We start from the raw sequence: 16315 nt of genomic DNA on the forward strand, positions 1-16315 counted from the left end.
TGGCAGTATGCACAGGGCCAACCCGTTACAAAGCTTGAATAGCCTGCATTTAAGCGCTATTTCCGGTGAAATTATAAGTTATGATTCACGGTTTAATCGCTGCAGTCAGGCGGACCCAATACCGAACCGAGGCCAGAACTCGCGTTTGTGCCCCCGGGTTGCCGCGCCGCGTGGCGTCACCTCTAATACCTGAATCTAGCTGAGCTCCCATGTTCGGATTCCTCCGTAGTTATTTTTCCAGCGATATGGCGATCGACCTCGGTACCGCCAACACGCTGATTTACGTCCGGGGCAAGGGCATCGTGCTGGACGAACCTTCGGTGGTCGCCATTCGTCACGAAGGCGGCCCCAACGGCAAGAAAATCATCCAGGCCGTGGGCCAGGAAGCCAAGCAGATGCTGGGCCGCGTGCCGGGCAACATCGAAGCCATCCGCCCCATGAAAGACGGCGTCATCGCCGACTTCACGGTCACCGAGCAGATGCTCAAGCAGTTCATCCGCATGGTGCACCCCCGCAACATGCTCGCGCCCAGCCCGCGCATCATCGTGTGCGTGCCCTGCGGTTCGACCCAGGTCGAGCGCCGCGCGATTCGCGAGTCGGCGCTCGGCGCCGGCGCGTCGCACGTCTACCTCATCGAAGAGCCCATGGCCGCCGCGATCGGCGCCGGCCTGGCGGTGTCCGATGCCAGCGGCTCGATGGTCGTCGACATCGGCGGCGGCACCACCGAAGTGGCCGTGATTTCGCTGGGCGGCATGGTTTACAAGGGCTCCGTGCGCGTCGGCGGTGACAAGTTCGACGAAGCCATCGTCAACTACATCCGCCGCAACTATGGCATGCTGATCGGCGAACCCACCGCCGAACTCATCAAGAAGGAAATCGGCTCGGCCTTCCCGGGCTCCGAAGTCCGCGAGATCGAGGTCAAGGGCCGCAATCTGGCCGAAGGCGTGCCGCGCAGCTTCACGGTGTCGTCCAACGAGATCCTCGAGTCCCTGACCGATCCGCTCAACCAGATCGTCTCGGCCGTCAAGATCGCGCTCGAACAGACCCCGCCCGAACTCGGCGCCGACATCACCGACAAGGGCATCGCCCTGACCGGCGGTGGCGCACTGTTGCGCGATCTGGATCGCCTGCTCCAGGAAGAAACCGGTCTGCCCGTCGTGGTGGCCGACGATCCCCTGACCTGCGTGGTGCGTGGTTGCGGCGAAGCGCTCGAGCACCTTGAAAAGCTCGGCGCCATTTTCATCAACGACTAAGCCCGTGCGGCTGACCGGATGCCGCCTTTGCGGCGGCACCGGACAGCATGGCAGCACCGGGCCGCACTGCCCGGGCTGAGTATTTCATGCAACGACAAGGGACGACCCCACCGCTATTTCGCCGCGGCCCGCCGGCCGAGGTGAGGCTGGCCGTCCTGGTCCTGATGGCGCTCGTCCTGATGGGCGTGGATTCGCAACTGCGCATCCTCGAACCGGTACGCCGCGCCGTCTCCGTGGCCCTCTATCCGTTCCAGCGTGCCGTCATGGCACCGCGCGACCTCGTCCAGCAGGTCGACGAATGGGTCAATGCGGCCAACATGATCCGCAGCGAAAACGAAGCGTTGCAGCGCCAGCGCATCGAGCTGGCCCAGGTCGCCACGCATGCCGTGCAGCTGGCCGCCGAGAATTCCCAATTGCGCCGCCTGCTCGGTGTCACCGACAACATCACCCAGTCGGCGGTGGTCGTCGAGGTGCTCTACGAGCCGCCCAATGCATTTCATCAGCGTCTGGTGTTCAATAAGGGCAGCAACGCCGGTCTGCAGCCTGGCATGCCCGTGATCGACGAAGGCGGCGTGGTCGGGCAAATCGTGCGCACCACGCCCATGACGGCCGAGGCCGCGCTGGTCACCGACGAGCGCGTCTCGATCCCGGTGCAGGTGCTGCGCAACGGGCTGCGTCTGATTGCCTTCGGCAGTAACACCCCCGGCGTCATCGAGGTTCGCTATCTTGCGGCCAACGCCGACATCAAGGCCGGCGATACCATCGTCACCAGCGGCGTGGGCGGGCTGTTCCCGGCCGGCCTGCCGGTGGCCAAGGTCGCGTCGGTCGAGCGCGATACCGCGTCCGGCTTTGCCCGCGCGTTGTCCGAGCCGCTGGCTCATCCCGAGCGCTATCGCCACTTCCTGGTTCTGCAGGTCGACGTGGCGCGCGCTGAACTGAATCGACAGGAGGCCGACGGTGGCGGAAAGTAAGCACGACGCCAGCCGGGGCCGCCGCGCCCTGGGCATGCCCAGCAACGTCGAGCCCGAGCGCCTCGCGCACGCCGCGCATGGCGCCTTCGTGTGGGGCACGCTGTTGCTGGTCTGGCTGGCCTCGCTCCTGCCCTGGCGCCAGTGGGCGGGTGCGCCCGACGTGCTGGCCCTCGTCATCGCCTTCTGGTGCGCCCACGAGCCGCGCCGCGTGGGCATGGTGGCGGCGTTCATCTTCGGGCTGCTGCTCGACGTGCACGATGCCGGTCTGCTCGGCGGCCATGCCCTCTCGTACACCCTCGTGGCGTACGGCGCCTTCGCGCTGCACCGCCGGCTCCAGCGTTTCGATCTCTGGAGCCAGGCCATGCACATGCTGCCCGTGTTCTTCGTGGCCCAACTGGTCAGCCAGCTCATCATGGCCTGGCTGGCCGGCGCCTGGCCGGGCTGGCAATGGGCCCTCGGCGCTCTCCTGACCGCGGCCATCTGGCCGCTCGGTGGCTGGGTGCTGCACCTGCCCCAACGACGTTACGACGACGTCGAGTCTTCCGCCGTCTGAGGCGTCTCGCATGTTCGAGTTCAAGAAGACCGGCCAGCAGCAGAAGCAACGCTTCAAGCTGCGCGCCTGGGTGGGCGGGCTCTTTGCCCTGGTCTGCTTCGGCCTTCTGATCTCGCGCTTCTGGTTCCTGCAGGTCGAGCGCTTCGAAGGCTATTCCGAACGCGCCGACCGCAACCGCATCGCCGTCCAGCCGATTCCGCCGCGTCGTGGCGAAATCCTCGACCGCAACGGCGTGGTGCTCGCGCGCAACTACCGCACCTACACCATCGAGGTCGTGCCGGCCAACATCGGCAGCTCGATCGACGACCTGTTCTCGCGCCTGACGCCGGTGCTGTACGTGTCGCCGGCCGATCAGCGCCGCTTCAAGCGGCGCGTGCAGGAGTCCAGCCGCTACGCGAGCCTCGTGCTGCGCAACAACCTCAACGAGACCGAGGCCGCCTGGTTCTCGGCGCACGCGTTCGAGTTTCCGGGCGTCGAGCTGCGCGCGCGCTGGGTGCGCGAATATCCGCAGGGCGAGGCCGCCGCGCACGTCGTGGGCTTCATCGGCCGCATCGCCGACGGCGACCAGGAAGAACTCGAGCGCACCGGCCGCGCGGGCAACTATCGCGGTACCGATGTCATCGGCAAGAAGGGCATCGAAAAAACCTGGGAAGAAACGCTGCACGGGCGCACCGGTCTGGAAGAGGTCGAGGTGACGGCCACCGGGCGGCCCGTGCGCACCTTGCGCCGCATCGATCCGGTGCCGGGTTCCGACATCATGCTGTCGATCGACCTGAACCTGCAGCGCATCGCCGAGAAAGCCTTCGAAGGCCGGCGTGGCGCGCTGGTCGCCATCGATCCCGACACGGGCGAAGTGCTGGCCTTCGTGTCGCAGCCCTCGTTCGACCCCAACCTGTTCGTCGACGGTATCGATGTCGAAAACTGGCGCCGTCTCAACGAATCGCCCGACCATCCGCTGATCAACCGGCCGCTGTACGGCACCTATCCGATCGGCTCGACCTACAAGCCCTTCGTGGCGCTCGCCGCGCTCGAGCTCAACAAGCGCCGCGCCACCGATCGTTTCCCGGATCCCGGCTACTACGAGTTCGGCGGCCAGCGCTTCCGCAATGCCGCCGGTGCGGTGTTCGGCATGACCGACATGCACAAGGCCATCGTGGTTTCTTCCGATACCTACTTCTATTCGCTGGGCCCCGAGATCGGGGTCAACGCGCTGCACGATTTCTCCAAGCAATTCGGATTCGGCCAGATCACCGGCATCGATCTCGAAGGCGAGAAGGCGGGCGTGCTGCCCTCAACCGACTGGAAGCGCCGTGCCTACAAGGATCGCGAGCGCCAGCGCTGGTATGCCGGCGAAACCATCTCGGTGGCGGTGGGCCAGGGCTATAACTCGTTCACGCTGCTGCAGCTGGCGCAGGCGACCTCCACGCTGGCCAACAACGGCCTGTACCGCAGGCCGCATCTGGTGCACGCGGTGCGTGACGCCCGCTCGCTGATGATCACGGCCACGCCGTCGGCCCCGGACTACCGCATTCCGCTCAAGCAGGCCAACGTCGACGTCATCAAGCACGCCATGGCCGACGTGATCCGGTCGGGCACCGCGCGCCGCGCCTTCGCCAACGCGCCCTATCAGGCCGCCGGCAAGACCGGCACGGCGCAGGTGTTCAGCCTGCGCGGGGGCCAGTACCGGGCCAACGCGATCGACGAACGCCTGCGCGATCACGCGCTGTTCATGGGATTCGCGCCCGCGGAGCATCCCCGCATCGCGGTGTCGCTGATCGTCGAGAACGCCGGCTGGGGTGCGAGCGCGGCCGCGCCGGTGGCGCGCACGGTGATGGACTACTGGCTCAGCACCGAGCGTGAAGACAAGATCGAGCGTGGCGCCAAGGCCGCGGCGGTCGCGGAGAACGCGCAATGAAGCGCATCGGGCTCATCCTGCTGCGCGTGTTCACCGCGTTCGACTGGCCGCTGCTGTTCGTGCTGGTGCTGTTCGCCGCGCTCGGTCTCACGGTGATGCATTCCGCCGTGGGCGGCACCGATTGGCGCTTCGCCGAGCAGTCGCGCAATTTCACGATCGCCTTCGTGGCCATGTGGGCCATGGCCCTGGTGCCCCCCCAGACCCTCATGAAGCTGGCCTTGCCGTTCTATGCGGTCGGGGTGGTGCTGCTGCTCGGCGTCGAGTTCGCCGGCGAAACCAGCAAGGGCGCGACGCGCTGGCTCAACCTGGGCGTGACGCGCATCCAGCCTTCCGAGATGATGAAGATCGCCGTGCCCATGATGCTGGCCTGGTACTTCCAGCGGCACGAAGGGCAGGTGCGCATCCGCGACTTCTTCGTGGCGGCCGCGATGCTCATCGTGCCGTTCGGCCTGATCGTGCTGCAGCCCGATCTGGGCACGGCGCTGCTGGTGTTCGGCGCCGGTTTCTTCGTGATCTACTTCGCCGGCCTGTCCTTCAAGCTGCTGGTGCCGGTGATGGTGGCCGGCATCGTCGGATTGGGCACGCTGGTCTACTACGAAGACCAGCTCTGCGAGCCGGACGTCGACTGGGTCGTGCTGCACGAATACCAGAAGCACCGGGTCTGCACGCTGCTCAACCCCAGCTCCGATCCCTTGGGCAAGGGCTTTCACACGATCCAGTCGATGATCGCGGTGGGCTCGGGCGGGCTGTACGGCAAGGGCTACATGCAAGGCACGCAGACCCACCTCGACTTCATTCCGGAGCGCACCACCGACTTCATCTTCGCGGTCTACGCCGAAGAGTTCGGCCTGTACGGCGGGGTGGCGCTGCTCGTGCTCTACGGCCTGCTGATGGCGCGCGGCCTGGCCATCGCCTCGCGCAGCGCGACCCAGTTCGGGCGCTTATTGGCGGGGTCGGTCACGATGATGATGTTCATCTATGTGTTCGTGAACGTCGGGATGGTGACCGGCATTCTGCCGGTGGTGGGCGTGCCCTTGCCCTTCATGAGTTATGGCGGCACGGCCTTGCTCACCATGGGGATCGCCTGCGGCATTCTCATGAGTATCAGCCGGCACCGCGCGCGCAAGACCTGACGTTCCGGCTCCGCGCAAAAGCAACGGCGCCCGAGGGCGCCGTTGTGCTTTCTTCACGTGCGTGACGCGGACTACTCGGCGTAGACGCTGGGCGGTGCCACGCCCAGGGTGTCGCCCAGCTTCAGCATCGTGTCCCAGATGGCGGGCGCGAAGGTCAGCGCATCGCGGTTCAGCTCGCGATTGTGGGCCTCGTACTCGCCCGGGTACTGCACCCGGTCGACGCCCGGCTGGGGCGGGCAGGCCTGCAGGTAGTCGATGAACGCGCCGACCTCCTGCGTGCGCCAGTCGGCGTCGAAATCGACCTGCGGATCGAGCAGAATGGCGAACATGTTGTTGGTCGCCACGCCATTGCGCGGATGCTCCGGCTGGATCGTGCCGCCACCCGACAGCACGCCGGCCAGCAGCTCGGCCACGAGGCCGAGCGCATAACCCTTGTGACCGCCGAAGGGCAGCAGCGCGCCGGGGGGATCGGTGAACAGCGCGCCCGGATCCGTGGTGGGATTGCCCTGCGCATCGATCAGCGCGCCGGCGGGCGCCGGCTGGCCGTTGGTCGCCAGCACGCGGGCCTTGTTGACCGCGATGGAGCTGGTGGCCATGTCGACCAGGATCGGCGGCCGGCCGCCCGGCAGCGGGCCGGCGAAGCACAGCGGATTGGTCGTGAGGCAGGCGCGCGCGCCGCCGAACGGCGCCACGGTGGGCGACCGGTTGATCACGTTGGTGAAGGCCAGCAGGATCTGGCCGGCCGCGGCGACCATCTCGCCGTAGTAGCCCATGCGCCCCAGGTGGTGCGTGTTGCGCAGGGTCAGGATGCACTGGCCATGCTCGGCCGTGCGCGCGATGGCCTGCTGGATGGCGGTCTTGCCCACGTGCTGGCCGAAGCCGCTGTTGCCCTCGAAGGCGAGCAGCGTGCCGCGGTCGTTGACGAGCTCGGCCCGGCCGTCGGCGCGCACGAAGCCTTCGCGCAGCACCCGTTCGTAGTTCGGCAGGATCGACAGGCCGTGGCTGGTGTAGCCCACCCGGTCGGACTCGACGAGGTGTTCGGCGACGTCGCGGGCGATGTCGGCGGGCACCCCCTGGGCGGCCAGCAGACGCTCGCCGTAGGCGATGGCTTCGTTGATGGCGATTTTCATGATGACTCCTTACATCCAGCCCAGCCAGCGCCAGTAGGTGGCACCGAACACCAGCATCAGCAGATAGCCGACGATGGTGATGATGATGCCGACGCGGGCGAACTGTTTGGCGGTGAAGGTTTCGGTACCCAGGCAGACCATGTTCTGCGGTGCGTTGATGGGCAGGATGAAGCCGTAGCTCACCACGAAGCCCAGCAGCATGGTCATGCCCAGCCGGTTGAATTCACCCGGCAGCGTGGCCAGCACCGAGATCAGGATCGGCAGCATGGCCGAGGTGAGCGCGGTGGCGCTGGCGAAGCCCAGATGGATCACGATCAGGAAGGCCGACAGGATGGCGAAGATCGCGAGCGGGCCGAGGTGATCCAGGCCGGTGTGCGTCACGACCTGATTGCCCATCCATTGACCGGCCTGGGTGGTGAGCAGGGCGGTGCCCAGGCTGATACCCACGCCGAACACGATCACGGTGCCCCACGGAATGCGGCTTTGCACGTCCTTCCATGTCATCACGCCGAAGCGCGGCAGCAGCAGCAGCACGAGGCCGAAGTAGGTGGTCGAGGTGGTGTCGAAGTTGTGCAGCGACTTCTCGGTGGCCCACAGCATCAGCAGCATGAGCGACACGCCGAGCAGGCGCTTCTGCGGACCGGTCATGGGACCGAGCGCGTCGAGTTCGGCCTGCACCGCTTCCTTGCCGCCGGCGATGTTGTCGGCTTCGGGGGGCAGCAGCTTGAGCACGATGAAGACGAGCACGACCGACATGATGACCGACCACGGCGCGCCGGCGATCAGCCATTCGGCCCACGACACGCGGTCACCGAGCATCTTCTCCATGAAGCCCTTGGTCAGCAGGTTCTGGGCGGCGGCGGTCTGGATGCCGACGTTCCAGATGCTGGTGGCCTGGGCCACGATGATCATGATGCCGGCGGCGATGTTGGAACGCTTGTCCACGCCGAACGCGGCGATCACGCCCATCATGATGGGCACGACGGCGGCGCTGCGCGCGGTGGCGCTCGGCACGACCAGGCTCAGCACGATGGTGACGGCGATCGCGCCGATCATGATCCGCGTGGTGCTGGTGCCGATGCGCGAGAGCGTGACCAGCGCGATGCGCCGGTCCAGCCCCGTGAAGGTCATGGCGGCCGCGATGAACAGCGCGCCGGTGACCAGCGCGAGCGCCGAGTTCGAGAACCCGGTCAGCGCCATGCTGATGGCCGCCGAGGTGCCGTAAAGCACCTCGGGATTCTTGATGGTGGGCGCGGTGCCCAGCAGGAAGGCCATCAAGGTGGTGATCATGATGGCACTGGCTTCGTACGACACCGCCTCGGTGATCCACACGACCACCGCGAACGCCAGGATGGCGATCATGCGATGACCCGCGGGCGGCAGGTCGGCGGGCATGGGCAGCATCAATACGATGATGAGCGCCAGCAGGCCGGCCACAAGGCCTATCGGTATCTTCTTCTTGGGGACTTGTGGGGCAGGGACAGCGGCTTGCGCAGTCATATCCATCTCCGATCTAGGTCAATCGACGTCAGAAGACGGTGCCAGCCACGTAAGAAATGCTGTACTAGCAACGTCAGAACACGGGACTAGCTTGGCAGTACTAAGGAAAACCCGCATTGATGCAGGTCAAGGGCGAGCGGAAGCGGCTATTGAAGGGCCGGATCAGGTGCGATTATGCTGGCCGGTTCGCCCGGACCGCAAGCCCAATGACACGTGGCCGGTCCGGCTTATCGGGCCGTCACCGCGCCGCGGCGCCTTCAACAGGCGTGCAGGATCGGCCGGGATGATGGCAGGAAAGCGTGACGTGGTGACGACGCCATCGCGCTCATCCCAGCGCCAGCCGCAGCTGGTCGTCGAGCATGGCGGTGGGCGTGACGCGCCAGCCGCTCTGCGCATAACGCAGCCAGCGGCCCAGCACGAGATGCGTGAGCAGGCTGGCGTGCGCCGCCACATTGGCGTCTTCGGGCAGGCCGCCGTCGGTCACCGCATTGCGCAGGCACTGCTTGAAGGTGGCCTCGATGCGGTCGTTGATGTGGTTGATGCGGTCCTGCAGCCGGTTGTCTTCGGTGACGAGGGCGTCGCCGGTGAGCACGCGCGTCATGCCGCGGTTGCGTTCCGAGAAGGCCAGCAGCATCGATACCGTCTTGCGCGCCTGGCCCAGCCCCTGCGGCTCGGCCGCGCTGATCTGATTCACCAGGGTGAACAGCGTGGTCTCGATGAACTCGATCAAGCCCTCGAACATCTGCGCCTTGCTGGCGAAATGACGGTAGAGCGCGGCCTCCGACACCTGCATGCGCGCGGCGAGCGCGGCCGTGGTGATGCGGGCGGCATGCGGCTGCTCCAGCATTTCGGCCAGCGTTTGCAGGATCTGGGTTTTTCTCTCGCCGGGTTTCGCCATGGGACGGGCTGGGTATGCGGGACGGACGGGGTAGGGGACGCGGGGTCAGCCGCGCAGCGGCCGGCGGCGCAGCAGCAGGTCTGTAACCGAGTTTACCCGCAAGTCGACGTACGAAGGTCGTGACCTGTGCCCGCGGGCGAACGGCGTGCCGGGATGGTACACATGCACCGTGCGCAGACCGATCCGGCGCGCGCTGCGCAGATTGTCGAGCGTGTCTTCGACCAGCACCGTCTGGCGCGGCGTGGCGCCTTCGCGCGCCAGCACGTAGCGCAGCAGCGCCGCCGAGGGCTTGGGACGAAACTCGCCGTGCAGGCGCATCTCTTCGATGCCCCAGAGGCTGTCGAAGTAGCGCAGGATGCCCATGTGGCGCAGCACCGCGCGGGCGTAATCGAGCGGCGCGTTGGTGAGCAGCACCTTGCGCCCGGGCAGGGCGCGCAGCATGGCGGGCAGCCCTTTCTCGGCGCGCACCAGCGTGGTTACGTCGAAATCATGGCTGTCGCGCAGAAACGCGTGCGGGTCTACGCCATGGTGGCGCACCAGGCCGATCATGGTCGCGCCGTAGCGCTGCCAATAGAGCTTGCGCAGCCGGTTGGCCTCGTCGGCCTCGACGCCCAGCGCCGTCATGACCGCGCGCGTCATGCCCGCGTCGATCTGCGGGAAGATGGCGTGCGAGGTGTCGTGCAGCGTGTTGTCGAGATCGAACAGCCAGAGCCGGCCACCGTGCCCGGGGCCGGCGCCGCCGGCCTCGGACACGCGGCGGCCGCGGCGTATGCGCGCCGCGGGCCGCAGCAGAAGGCGCCGTAACGCCATCAGTGCGAGCTGATCATCGTGCCGACGCCCTGGTCGGTCAGGATCTCCAGCAGCAGGCAGTGCGGCACGCGGCCGTCGACGATGTGGACCGAGTTGACGCCGTTTTTCGCGGCATCCAGCGCCGAGGAGATCTTGGGCAGCATGCCGCCCGAGATCGTGCCGTCGGCGAACAGCTCGTCGATGGTCTGGGCCGACAGGCTGCGCAGCAGCTTGCCGCTCTTGTCGAGCACGCCCGGGGTGTTGGTCATCATGAGCAGCTTTTCGGCGCCCAGCACCTCGGCCATCTTGCCGGCGACCACGTCGGCGTTGATGTTGTAGGCGGTGCCGTCTTCGCCGTAGCCGATCGGGGAGATCACGGGAATGAACTGGTCATCCTGCAGGGCCTTGACCACGGCGGGCTCGACCTGGGTGATGTCGCCCACGAAGCCGATGTCGATCGGCTCGTTGGGGTTGTCCTTGTTGTCCATCAGCTTCTTGCGGGCCTGGATGAGCATGCCGTCCTTGCCGGTCAGGCCCACGGCCTTGCCGCCGACTTCGTTGATCATCATCACGATGTCTTGCTGGACCTGGCCGCCCAGCACCCACTCGACCACTTCCATGGTCTCGGCATCGGTGACCCGCATGCCCTGGATGAAGGTGCCTTGCTTGCCGATACGGCGCAGGGCGTCATCGATCTGCGGACCGCCGCCGTGCACCACGACCGGATTCAGACCCACCAGCTTCAGCAGCACGACGTCGTGCGCGAAGCTGCGCTGCAATCGTTCTTCCGTCATGGCATTGCCACCGTATTTCACCAGGATCGTCTTGCCGTGAAATCGTCGGATATACGGCAGGGCTTCCGAAAGAACGGCGGCTTTGACAGCAGGAGACATTACGGCGGCAGGGTCGGGGGTGTCGGTCATGGCAGTGATATATACGAGCCGAAAAAAAGGTGGAAAAAATGCCTGCGCCCATGTCTGGACAGGCATGGTGGCAAGCATACGGCAGATTGTAATCGCCTCGGCTGTCATATGCCGTAAACCCATGTCCTTATGCCCGACAAAAGGCGGGCATTCAGGTAAATTGGGGTCGTTTTTGCAACGGCCGGCCATGGGGCGGACACTTCCGGACCCCGTCGGCGCGGGCCGCAACCCCCGTATTTCACGACACATCAACGAGGCAAATCATGCGTTTCTCCTTCATCCGGTCGGCCCTGGTGGCATCGGCCCTGGTCCTGGCCACGGGCGCGGCGCACGCCGAAAAGCTCACGATCGGCGCCACCCAGGTGCCCCATGCGGAGATCCTCGAAGTGGTCAAGCCCGTGCTGGCCAAAGAAGGCGTGGAGCTCGACATCAAGGTGTTCACCGACTACGTGCAGCCCAACCTGCAACTGGCCGACAAGCAGCTCGACGCCAATTTCTTCCAGCATCAGCCCTACCTCGACACCTTCAACAAGGATCGCAAGACCAACCTGGTCTCGGCCGGCCTGGTCCACGTCGAGCCGTTCGGCGCCTATTCCAAGAAGATCAAGCGCATCGCCGATCTGAAGGACGGCGCCACGATCGCGATCCCCAACGACCCGTCCAACAGCGGCCGCGCGCTGGTGCTGCTGCAGAAGCAGGGCCTGCTCAAGCTGAAGGATCCGGCCAACATCGTCGCCACGCCGATCGACATCGTCGAAAACCCCAAGAAGCTCAAGTTCCGCGAACTCGAGGCCGCCATGCTGCCGCGTTCGCTCGATGACGTGGACGTCGCGCTGATCAACACCAACTACGCGCTGGAAGCCGGCCTGGTACCCACCCGCGACGCGCTCTTCATCGAAGGCGCGGACTCGCCCTACGCCAACCTGGTCGCCGTGCGCCAGGAAGACAAGGACGCGCCCAAGATCAAGAAGCTCGTGAACGCGCTGCACAGCGAGACCGTGAAGAAGTTCATCCAGGAAAAGTACAAGGGCGCCGTGGTTCCGGCGTTCTGAGCGGCGGCGGCCGGATCGGCCGCCCCACGAAAAAGCCCTCGGCGCCAGTGTGGCACCGAGGGCTTTTTTTACGACCCGGCGAGCGGGCAGTGGCAGAGCCGGTCAGCCCGCCGCCAGCGCCTTTTCGACCGTGGCGTGGAACTCGGCCACGTCGTATTCGCCGAGATAGCGCTTGATGATGCGGCCTTCCTTGTCGATCAGGAACGCGGTGGGCGTGAGGCGGATGTCGCCGAAGGCCTTGGCGATCTCGCCCTGCGCGTCGATCACGACCGGGAACGGTAGCTTGCGCTGCTGCACGAAGTTGGCGACATAGTTGGGCGGGTCGTACTGCATGGCCACGCCGATTGCCTCGTAACCCTTGGGCGCGTATTCGTTGTAGGCCGAGATCGCCTCCGGCATCTGCTTGACGCAGGTGACGCAACTGGTGGCCCAGAACTTGACCAGCACCACCTTGCCGCGCAGGTCCTGCGTGGTGAAGCGCTTGCCTTCGAGCGTGGTGAAGGTCACGTCGGGCGCGGGCGCGGCGGGGCGCCAGACGAACCAGGCGCCGATGCCGGCCGCCACCAGGACGACGAGCGAGAGGATGACTTTTTTCATTTGATGGGCATTGCCTGTACGCCGGAATCGCCGGCCGGAGCCGCGTTTTCCGTGGGAGCCGGGGTGCCGCCCGTGGTCGACTCGATCGGGGCCTTGCCGTCTTTGGACGACCCGGAGCCCGACAGGCGAATGGCTTCATCGCGGCTGATGATCTCGAACAGTTTTACCACTTTCGTCACACCGCCGACGTCGGCGGCCGCGTTGGCGGCGTACTCGCTCTCGGCCTGGGTGACCTTGCCCATCAGGTAAACGACGCCCTTGTCGGTCGTGACCGCGATCGTGCCGGACGGGACGAACTTGGTATTGATCAGGGCGGTTTTGACCTTGGACGTGATCCAGGTGTCGTTGGAGCGGGTGGTGAACGATGCGGCCGGGCCGACCGTGAGCTGGTTGCTCACGCTGCGCACTTTTTGCACACCCTGGGCGATCGTGCCTGCCTCGGCGCGGGCAGCATCGGTCGGGACGTCGCCGGTGAGCAGCATCTGGCCGTTGTAGACCATGGCGTTGACGCGGGCACCCTCGCCGAGCTTCTGGCTGATCTGGGTTTCGGCGCGGAACGTGGCGTTCTGGTCGTCGAGCTGGGTGCCCGAGGAGCGACGGTCGGTGGCGACGACGGCCGTGGTGGCGGCGGCGCCGCCCACGACCAGCGGGGCGCAGGCCGACAGACCCGCCACGGCGGCTGCGAGCACGGCGGCCGCGAGCAGGGGGCGTACGGCGGTTCGGGAGGAAGGCATCATCATTCGGTGTCTCCGAGGAGTAGGGCGTCGATACCGTCGCACAGGGCGTGCAGCAACAGGATGTGGACCTCCTGGATGCGCATCGTTCGGTCGTGCGGGACACATAGATGGACGTCGTGCGGCGTAATGAGTTCCCCCATGACGCCGCCGCCCTTGCCGGTCAGGGCGATCACGTGCATTTCGCGATCGCGGGCGGCTTCCATGGCGCGCACGACATTGGGCGAGTTGCCGCTGGTGGAAATGGCCACCAGGACGTCGCCCGGCTGGCCCAGCGCACTGACCTGGCGTTCGTAGATTTCGTCGAAGCCGTAGTCGTTGCCGACCGCGGTCAGGATCGAGGTGTCGGTATTGAGGGCGATGCCGGCCAGCGGCAGGCGGTCGCGCTCGAAACGGCCGACCAGCTCGGCGATGAAATGCTGCGCATCGGCGGCCGAGCCGCCATTGCCGCAGGCCAGGATCCGGCCGTTGTTGGCCAGAGCGGCGAAAAGCAGGTCCACCGCCGTGGCCAGCGTGGGGGCCAGGGTGTGCATGCTCTGTTCGTGCAGAGCGATTGCATCGCGGAAATGCGACGTCATGCGCAAGGTCATATCCATGGCGCGGATTATCTCACGCGGTAAGCCTCTGTTTCTGTCCACGCGTAACCGGAGTCGCGGCGGGCGTAAAGTCTGTGAGCGGCCGTGCGCGGCCGTTTCGGGGGCGCGTCAGTCCAATTCGGCGGGCAGCCGCACATCGCGCAGCCACTCCGCCTGCCCCTCCTGCACCAGCACGGCATCGAGCCGCACCGGCGGGTCCTGGCCGGGCCAGTGGCGGGCGCGCCAGATCGGCAGCCAGTGCCGGGCGGTGCGAACGATGCTGGCCAGCTTGGCGGGCGTGAGGCTGCCGGCCGCGACGCCGGGCGGACCCCGGCGCGAGCGCACCTCGACCAGCACCACCGTGGCGCCGTCGCGCATGACGAGGTCGATCTCGCCCCGGCGGCCACGGACGTTGCGGGCCACCAGCTTGAGACCGTGCGCCTGCAGCCAGGCCAGCGCGCGATCCTCCATGGCGCGTCCGGTCAGATGGGCGGTCCGTGCCACCGGCCGGGCCCGGCGTGCACGCTTGCGCGGGCCGCGTTCGCGGATCTCGCGGGCGAGCGCAAAGGGAGCGTTATCGGACGGATCCGGGGATGGGGCCGCCGCCGAGGGCGGATCGTGGGGAGCGCGCATGGCGGCTACACTGGCATGGTTTTTCATCGCAGTCGAAGCCCCCATGAATCCGGATGTCACACCCGCAGGCGATGCCTGGAACCGCGTAGCCGAACGCGTCGCGGCCCAGCATTGGCCGCCCGGCACGCTTTACGTGGTCGCCACCCCGATCGGCAACCTCGGCGACCTCGGGCTGCGCGCCTGGCAGGCGCTGGCCCGCGCCGATGTGATCGCGGCCGAGGACACGCGCGCCACCCGCACCTTGCTCGATGCCTGGGGCGTGGGCACGCCGCTCATGGCCGCGCATCGTCACAACGAGGCACAGGCGGCCCAGGCCATCTGCGAGCGTCTCGCGCAAGGCCAGCGCGTGGCCCTGGTGTCCGATGCCGGCGCGCCCGCCGTCAGCGACCCCGGCGCCCGCGTGGTCCGCACCGTGCGCGCGGCGGGCCACCCCGTCGTCCCGGTGCCCGGCCCGAGCGCCGTCATCACCGCGCTGATGGGCAGTGGTGTCACGTCCGACGAAAATCCCGCATTCGCGTTCGCCGGTTTCGCGCCGCCCAAGGCGGTGGCGCGGCAGCGCTGGCTGCGCCAGTGGTGCGCCTTGCCCGCGCCGGTGCTGATGTTCGAATCGCCGCATCGGTTGGCCGCCACGCTGGCGGACCTGCTCGAGGTCTGCGGACCGGCGCGCGAGGTCACCGTGGCGCGCGAGCTGACCAAGCGCTTCGAAGAGATCGCCACCGTGCCGCTCGGCGAGGCCGCCGCGTGGCTGGCCGCCGATTCGCATCGTGGGCAGGGTGAGTTCGTGCTCATCGTGCATGCCGAAGCGCGCACGGAGGCCGACGATGCGCTGGCCGATCCCGCCACCGACACATTGCTCGACGCCTTGCTCGAGACCGTGTCGGTGCGCGATGCCGCGCGCGTGGCCGCGCGCGTCACCGGACTGCCGCGCGATGCCCTGTATCAGCGCGCCCTGGCGCGCAAGGAAGACGCAGAATGACCGCACCGCTGCCCTTGTTGCGGGTGGAAGATCCCGCTGCCCAACCCGCCACCCTCGACATCGACAGCCCGCTCGGACCGATGCGCCTCGCCGCCAGCGACGCGGGCCTGTGTGGGGTGTGGTTCGTCGACCAAAGCGATGCCGCCGCCATCGGCCGGGCCGAGCACAGCGCCGCCGAGGCGAGTGTGCTGGCGCGCACCCGCGAGCAACTGGCCGAGTGGTACGCCGGCGAGCGCCAGGCTTTCGACCTGCCGCTGGCCCCGCTCGGCACGCCGTTTCAACGTCTGGTCTGGGAAGGGCTGCTGAGCCTGCCCTTCGGCACGACCACCACCTACGGCGATCTGGCGCACCGCATCGAGCGTCCGCGTTCGGTGCGTCCGCTGGCGCAGGCGTTGGGTCGCAACCCCATCTCCATCATCGTGCCGTGCCATCGCGTGATCGGCTGGAATACCGCGCTCACCGGCTTCGGCGGTGGCCTCAAGCGCAAGCGCGCGCTCCTGATCCACGAGGGCAACCGCTATCCGGGCCATGCTGCCCGCACGCGCCGCATCTGCGATGGCCAGCAGGAGCTGGCGCTGGTCGAGTCGGCCGCCAGTCTGGCTTGGGCGACCTATCTGCAGGCCGAAAACGAACCGGCTCCGCGCGCCGCGGGCTCGGATACGCCACGGCGCTGAAGCTGGCGC

17 protein-coding genes are annotated in these 16315 nt (G+C 67.0%); 8 read left to right on the forward strand and 9 right to left on the reverse strand.

Annotated elements, in window-relative coordinates:
• Window positions 1–209 precede the first annotated feature (209 nt).
• The 5 genes from CAL25_RS03045 to rodA all read left to right on the forward strand — a co-directional run bounded on the left by CAL25_RS03045 (window position 210) and on the right by rodA (window position 5825).
• Window positions 210–1253, forward strand: coding sequence for a rod shape-determining protein (locus CAL25_RS03045; RefSeq protein WP_094798445.1), 1044 nt, complete (start codon window positions 210–212; stop codon window positions 1251–1253).
• Window positions 1254–1339: 86 nt separating this feature from the next.
• Window positions 1340–2224, forward strand: a complete 885-nt coding sequence (mreC, locus tag CAL25_RS03050; protein WP_094798446.1) for a rod shape-determining protein MreC — start codon at window positions 1340–1342, stop codon at window positions 2222–2224.
• 34 nt (window positions 2225–2258) lie between these two features.
• Window positions 2259–2777: a rod shape-determining protein MreD gene (gene mreD, locus CAL25_RS03055; protein ID WP_094798734.1), complete on the forward strand. Its 519-nt coding sequence runs from the start codon at window positions 2259–2261 to the stop codon at window positions 2775–2777.
• Between the two features lie 10 nt (window positions 2778–2787).
• Window positions 2788–4692, forward strand: coding sequence for a penicillin-binding protein 2 (gene mrdA / locus CAL25_RS03060; protein WP_094798447.1), 1905 nt, complete (start codon window positions 2788–2790; stop codon window positions 4690–4692).
• Window positions 4689–5825: a rod shape-determining protein RodA gene (rodA, locus tag CAL25_RS03065; RefSeq protein WP_094798448.1), complete on the forward strand. Its 1137-nt coding sequence runs from the start codon at window positions 4689–4691 to the stop codon at window positions 5823–5825. The genes mrdA and rodA overlap by 4 nt, the downstream gene beginning before the upstream one ends.
• Window positions 5826–5896: 71 nt before the next feature.
• On the opposite strand, the gene CAL25_RS03070 is transcribed toward rodA, so the two are convergent.
• From CAL25_RS03070 to argB, 5 genes are all read right to left on the reverse strand, one after another.
• Window positions 5897–6955, reverse strand: a complete 1059-nt coding sequence (locus CAL25_RS03070) for an Ldh family oxidoreductase (RefSeq protein ID WP_094798449.1) — start codon at window positions 6953–6955, stop codon at window positions 5897–5899.
• A gap of 9 nt (window positions 6956–6964) precedes the next feature.
• Window positions 6965–8455 (reverse strand): DASS family sodium-coupled anion symporter, encoded by a 1491-nt coding sequence (locus CAL25_RS03075; protein WP_094798450.1) that lies wholly within the window; start codon window positions 8453–8455, stop codon window positions 6965–6967.
• A gap of 325 nt (window positions 8456–8780) precedes the next feature.
• The gene (gene slmA / locus CAL25_RS03080; RefSeq protein ID WP_094798451.1) at window positions 8781–9353 is read right to left on the reverse strand and encodes a nucleoid occlusion factor SlmA; all 573 of its coding nucleotides are present in this window, start codon (window positions 9351–9353) and stop codon (window positions 8781–8783) included.
• Between the two features lie 45 nt (window positions 9354–9398).
• Window positions 9399–10163, reverse strand: a complete 765-nt coding sequence (locus tag CAL25_RS03085) for a pyrimidine 5'-nucleotidase (protein ID WP_170948364.1) — start codon at window positions 10161–10163, stop codon at window positions 9399–9401.
• Window positions 10163–11065, reverse strand: coding sequence for an acetylglutamate kinase (argB, locus tag CAL25_RS03090; protein ID WP_094798453.1), 903 nt, complete (start codon window positions 11063–11065; stop codon window positions 10163–10165). Before argB ends, CAL25_RS03085 begins: the two co-directional genes overlap by 1 nt.
• Before the next feature lie 263 nt (window positions 11066–11328).
• Here argB and CAL25_RS03095 point away from each other — a divergent pair, with 263 nt between their 5' ends.
• Complete coding sequence (locus tag CAL25_RS03095) at window positions 11329–12117, forward strand: MetQ/NlpA family ABC transporter substrate-binding protein (protein WP_094798454.1); 789 nt, start codon at window positions 11329–11331, stop codon at window positions 12115–12117.
• A 102-nt stretch (window positions 12118–12219) separates the two neighbouring features.
• Here the strand turns inward: CAL25_RS03095 and CAL25_RS03100 are convergent, their stop codons facing one another.
• The 4 genes from CAL25_RS03100 to CAL25_RS03115 all read right to left on the reverse strand — a co-directional run bounded on the left by CAL25_RS03100 (window position 12220) and on the right by CAL25_RS03115 (window position 14656).
• The gene (locus tag CAL25_RS03100; RefSeq protein WP_094798455.1) at window positions 12220–12714 is read right to left on the reverse strand and encodes a peroxiredoxin family protein; all 495 of its coding nucleotides are present in this window, start codon (window positions 12712–12714) and stop codon (window positions 12220–12222) included.
• Window positions 12711–13451 (reverse strand): BON domain-containing protein, encoded by a 741-nt coding sequence (locus tag CAL25_RS03105; RefSeq protein ID WP_094798735.1) that lies wholly within the window; start codon window positions 13449–13451, stop codon window positions 12711–12713. Before CAL25_RS03105 ends, CAL25_RS03100 begins: the two co-directional genes overlap by 4 nt.
• Window positions 13451–14044 carry a phosphoheptose isomerase gene (locus tag CAL25_RS03110; RefSeq protein ID WP_170948365.1) on the reverse strand — a complete coding sequence of 198 codons (594 nt, stop codon included), beginning with the start codon at window positions 14042–14044 and terminating at the stop codon, window positions 13451–13453. The genes CAL25_RS03105 and CAL25_RS03110 overlap by 1 nt, the downstream gene beginning before the upstream one ends.
• 108 nt (window positions 14045–14152) lie before the next feature.
• Window positions 14153–14656: a YraN family protein gene (locus tag CAL25_RS03115; RefSeq protein WP_170948366.1), complete on the reverse strand. Its 504-nt coding sequence runs from the start codon at window positions 14654–14656 to the stop codon at window positions 14153–14155.
• A 43-nt stretch (window positions 14657–14699) separates the two neighbouring features.
• Here CAL25_RS03115 and rsmI point away from each other — a divergent pair, with 43 nt between their 5' ends.
• Window positions 14700–15632: a 16S rRNA (cytidine(1402)-2'-O)-methyltransferase gene (rsmI, locus tag CAL25_RS03120; protein WP_094798457.1), complete on the forward strand. Its 933-nt coding sequence runs from the start codon at window positions 14700–14702 to the stop codon at window positions 15630–15632.
• Window positions 15629–16306, forward strand: a complete 678-nt coding sequence (locus CAL25_RS03125) for a methylated-DNA--[protein]-cysteine S-methyltransferase (protein ID WP_170948367.1) — start codon at window positions 15629–15631, stop codon at window positions 16304–16306. The genes rsmI and CAL25_RS03125 overlap by 4 nt, the downstream gene beginning before the upstream one ends.
• The last annotated feature ends 9 nt before the right edge of the window (window positions 16307–16315 follow it).

This window comes from Bordetella genomosp. 5 (assembly GCF_002261315.1).
Classification (GTDB): Bacteria; Pseudomonadota; Gammaproteobacteria; order Burkholderiales; family Burkholderiaceae_B; genus Bordetella.

Excerpts from the sequence above, each read along its gene's own strand:
- CAL25_RS03115 (WP_170948366.1), bottom strand. The coding sequence starts at position 14,656 with ATGCGCGCTCCCCACGATCCGCCCTCGGCGGCGGCCCCATCCCCGGAT.
- CAL25_RS03095 (WP_094798454.1), top strand. The coding sequence starts at position 11,329 with ATGCGTTTCTCCTTCATCCGGTCGGCCCTGGTGGCATCGGCCCTGGTC.
- CAL25_RS03105 (WP_094798735.1), bottom strand. The coding sequence starts at position 13,451 with ATGATGCCTTCCTCCCGAACCGCCGTACGCCCCCTGCTCGCGGCCGCC.
- CAL25_RS03070 (WP_094798449.1), bottom strand. The coding sequence starts at position 6,955 with ATGAAAATCGCCATCAACGAAGCCATCGCCTACGGCGAGCGTCTGCTG.
- rsmI (WP_094798457.1), top strand. The coding sequence starts at position 14,700 with ATGAATCCGGATGTCACACCCGCAGGCGATGCCTGGAACCGCGTAGCC.
- slmA (WP_094798451.1), bottom strand. The coding sequence starts at position 9,353 with ATGGCGAAACCCGGCGAGAGAAAAACCCAGATCCTGCAAACGCTGGCC.
- mreC (WP_094798446.1), top strand. The coding sequence starts at position 1,340 with ATGCAACGACAAGGGACGACCCCACCGCTATTTCGCCGCGGCCCGCCG.
- mreD (WP_094798734.1), top strand. The coding sequence starts at position 2,259 with ATGCCCAGCAACGTCGAGCCCGAGCGCCTCGCGCACGCCGCGCATGGC.
- CAL25_RS03100 (WP_094798455.1), bottom strand. The coding sequence starts at position 12,714 with ATGAAAAAAGTCATCCTCTCGCTCGTCGTCCTGGTGGCGGCCGGCATC.
- rodA (WP_094798448.1), top strand. The coding sequence starts at position 4,689 with ATGAAGCGCATCGGGCTCATCCTGCTGCGCGTGTTCACCGCGTTCGAC.
- argB (WP_094798453.1), bottom strand. The coding sequence starts at position 11,065 with ATGACCGACACCCCCGACCCTGCCGCCGTAATGTCTCCTGCTGTCAAA.
- mrdA (WP_094798447.1), top strand. The coding sequence starts at position 2,788 with ATGTTCGAGTTCAAGAAGACCGGCCAGCAGCAGAAGCAACGCTTCAAG.
- CAL25_RS03085 (WP_170948364.1), bottom strand. The coding sequence starts at position 10,163 with ATGGCGTTACGGCGCCTTCTGCTGCGGCCCGCGGCGCGCATACGCCGC.
- CAL25_RS03110 (WP_170948365.1), bottom strand. The coding sequence starts at position 14,044 with ATGGATATGACCTTGCGCATGACGTCGCATTTCCGCGATGCAATCGCT.
- CAL25_RS03125 (WP_170948367.1), top strand. The coding sequence starts at position 15,629 with ATGACCGCACCGCTGCCCTTGTTGCGGGTGGAAGATCCCGCTGCCCAA.
- CAL25_RS03045 (WP_094798445.1), top strand. The coding sequence starts at position 210 with ATGTTCGGATTCCTCCGTAGTTATTTTTCCAGCGATATGGCGATCGAC.
- CAL25_RS03075 (WP_094798450.1), bottom strand. The coding sequence starts at position 8,455 with ATGACTGCGCAAGCCGCTGTCCCTGCCCCACAAGTCCCCAAGAAGAAG.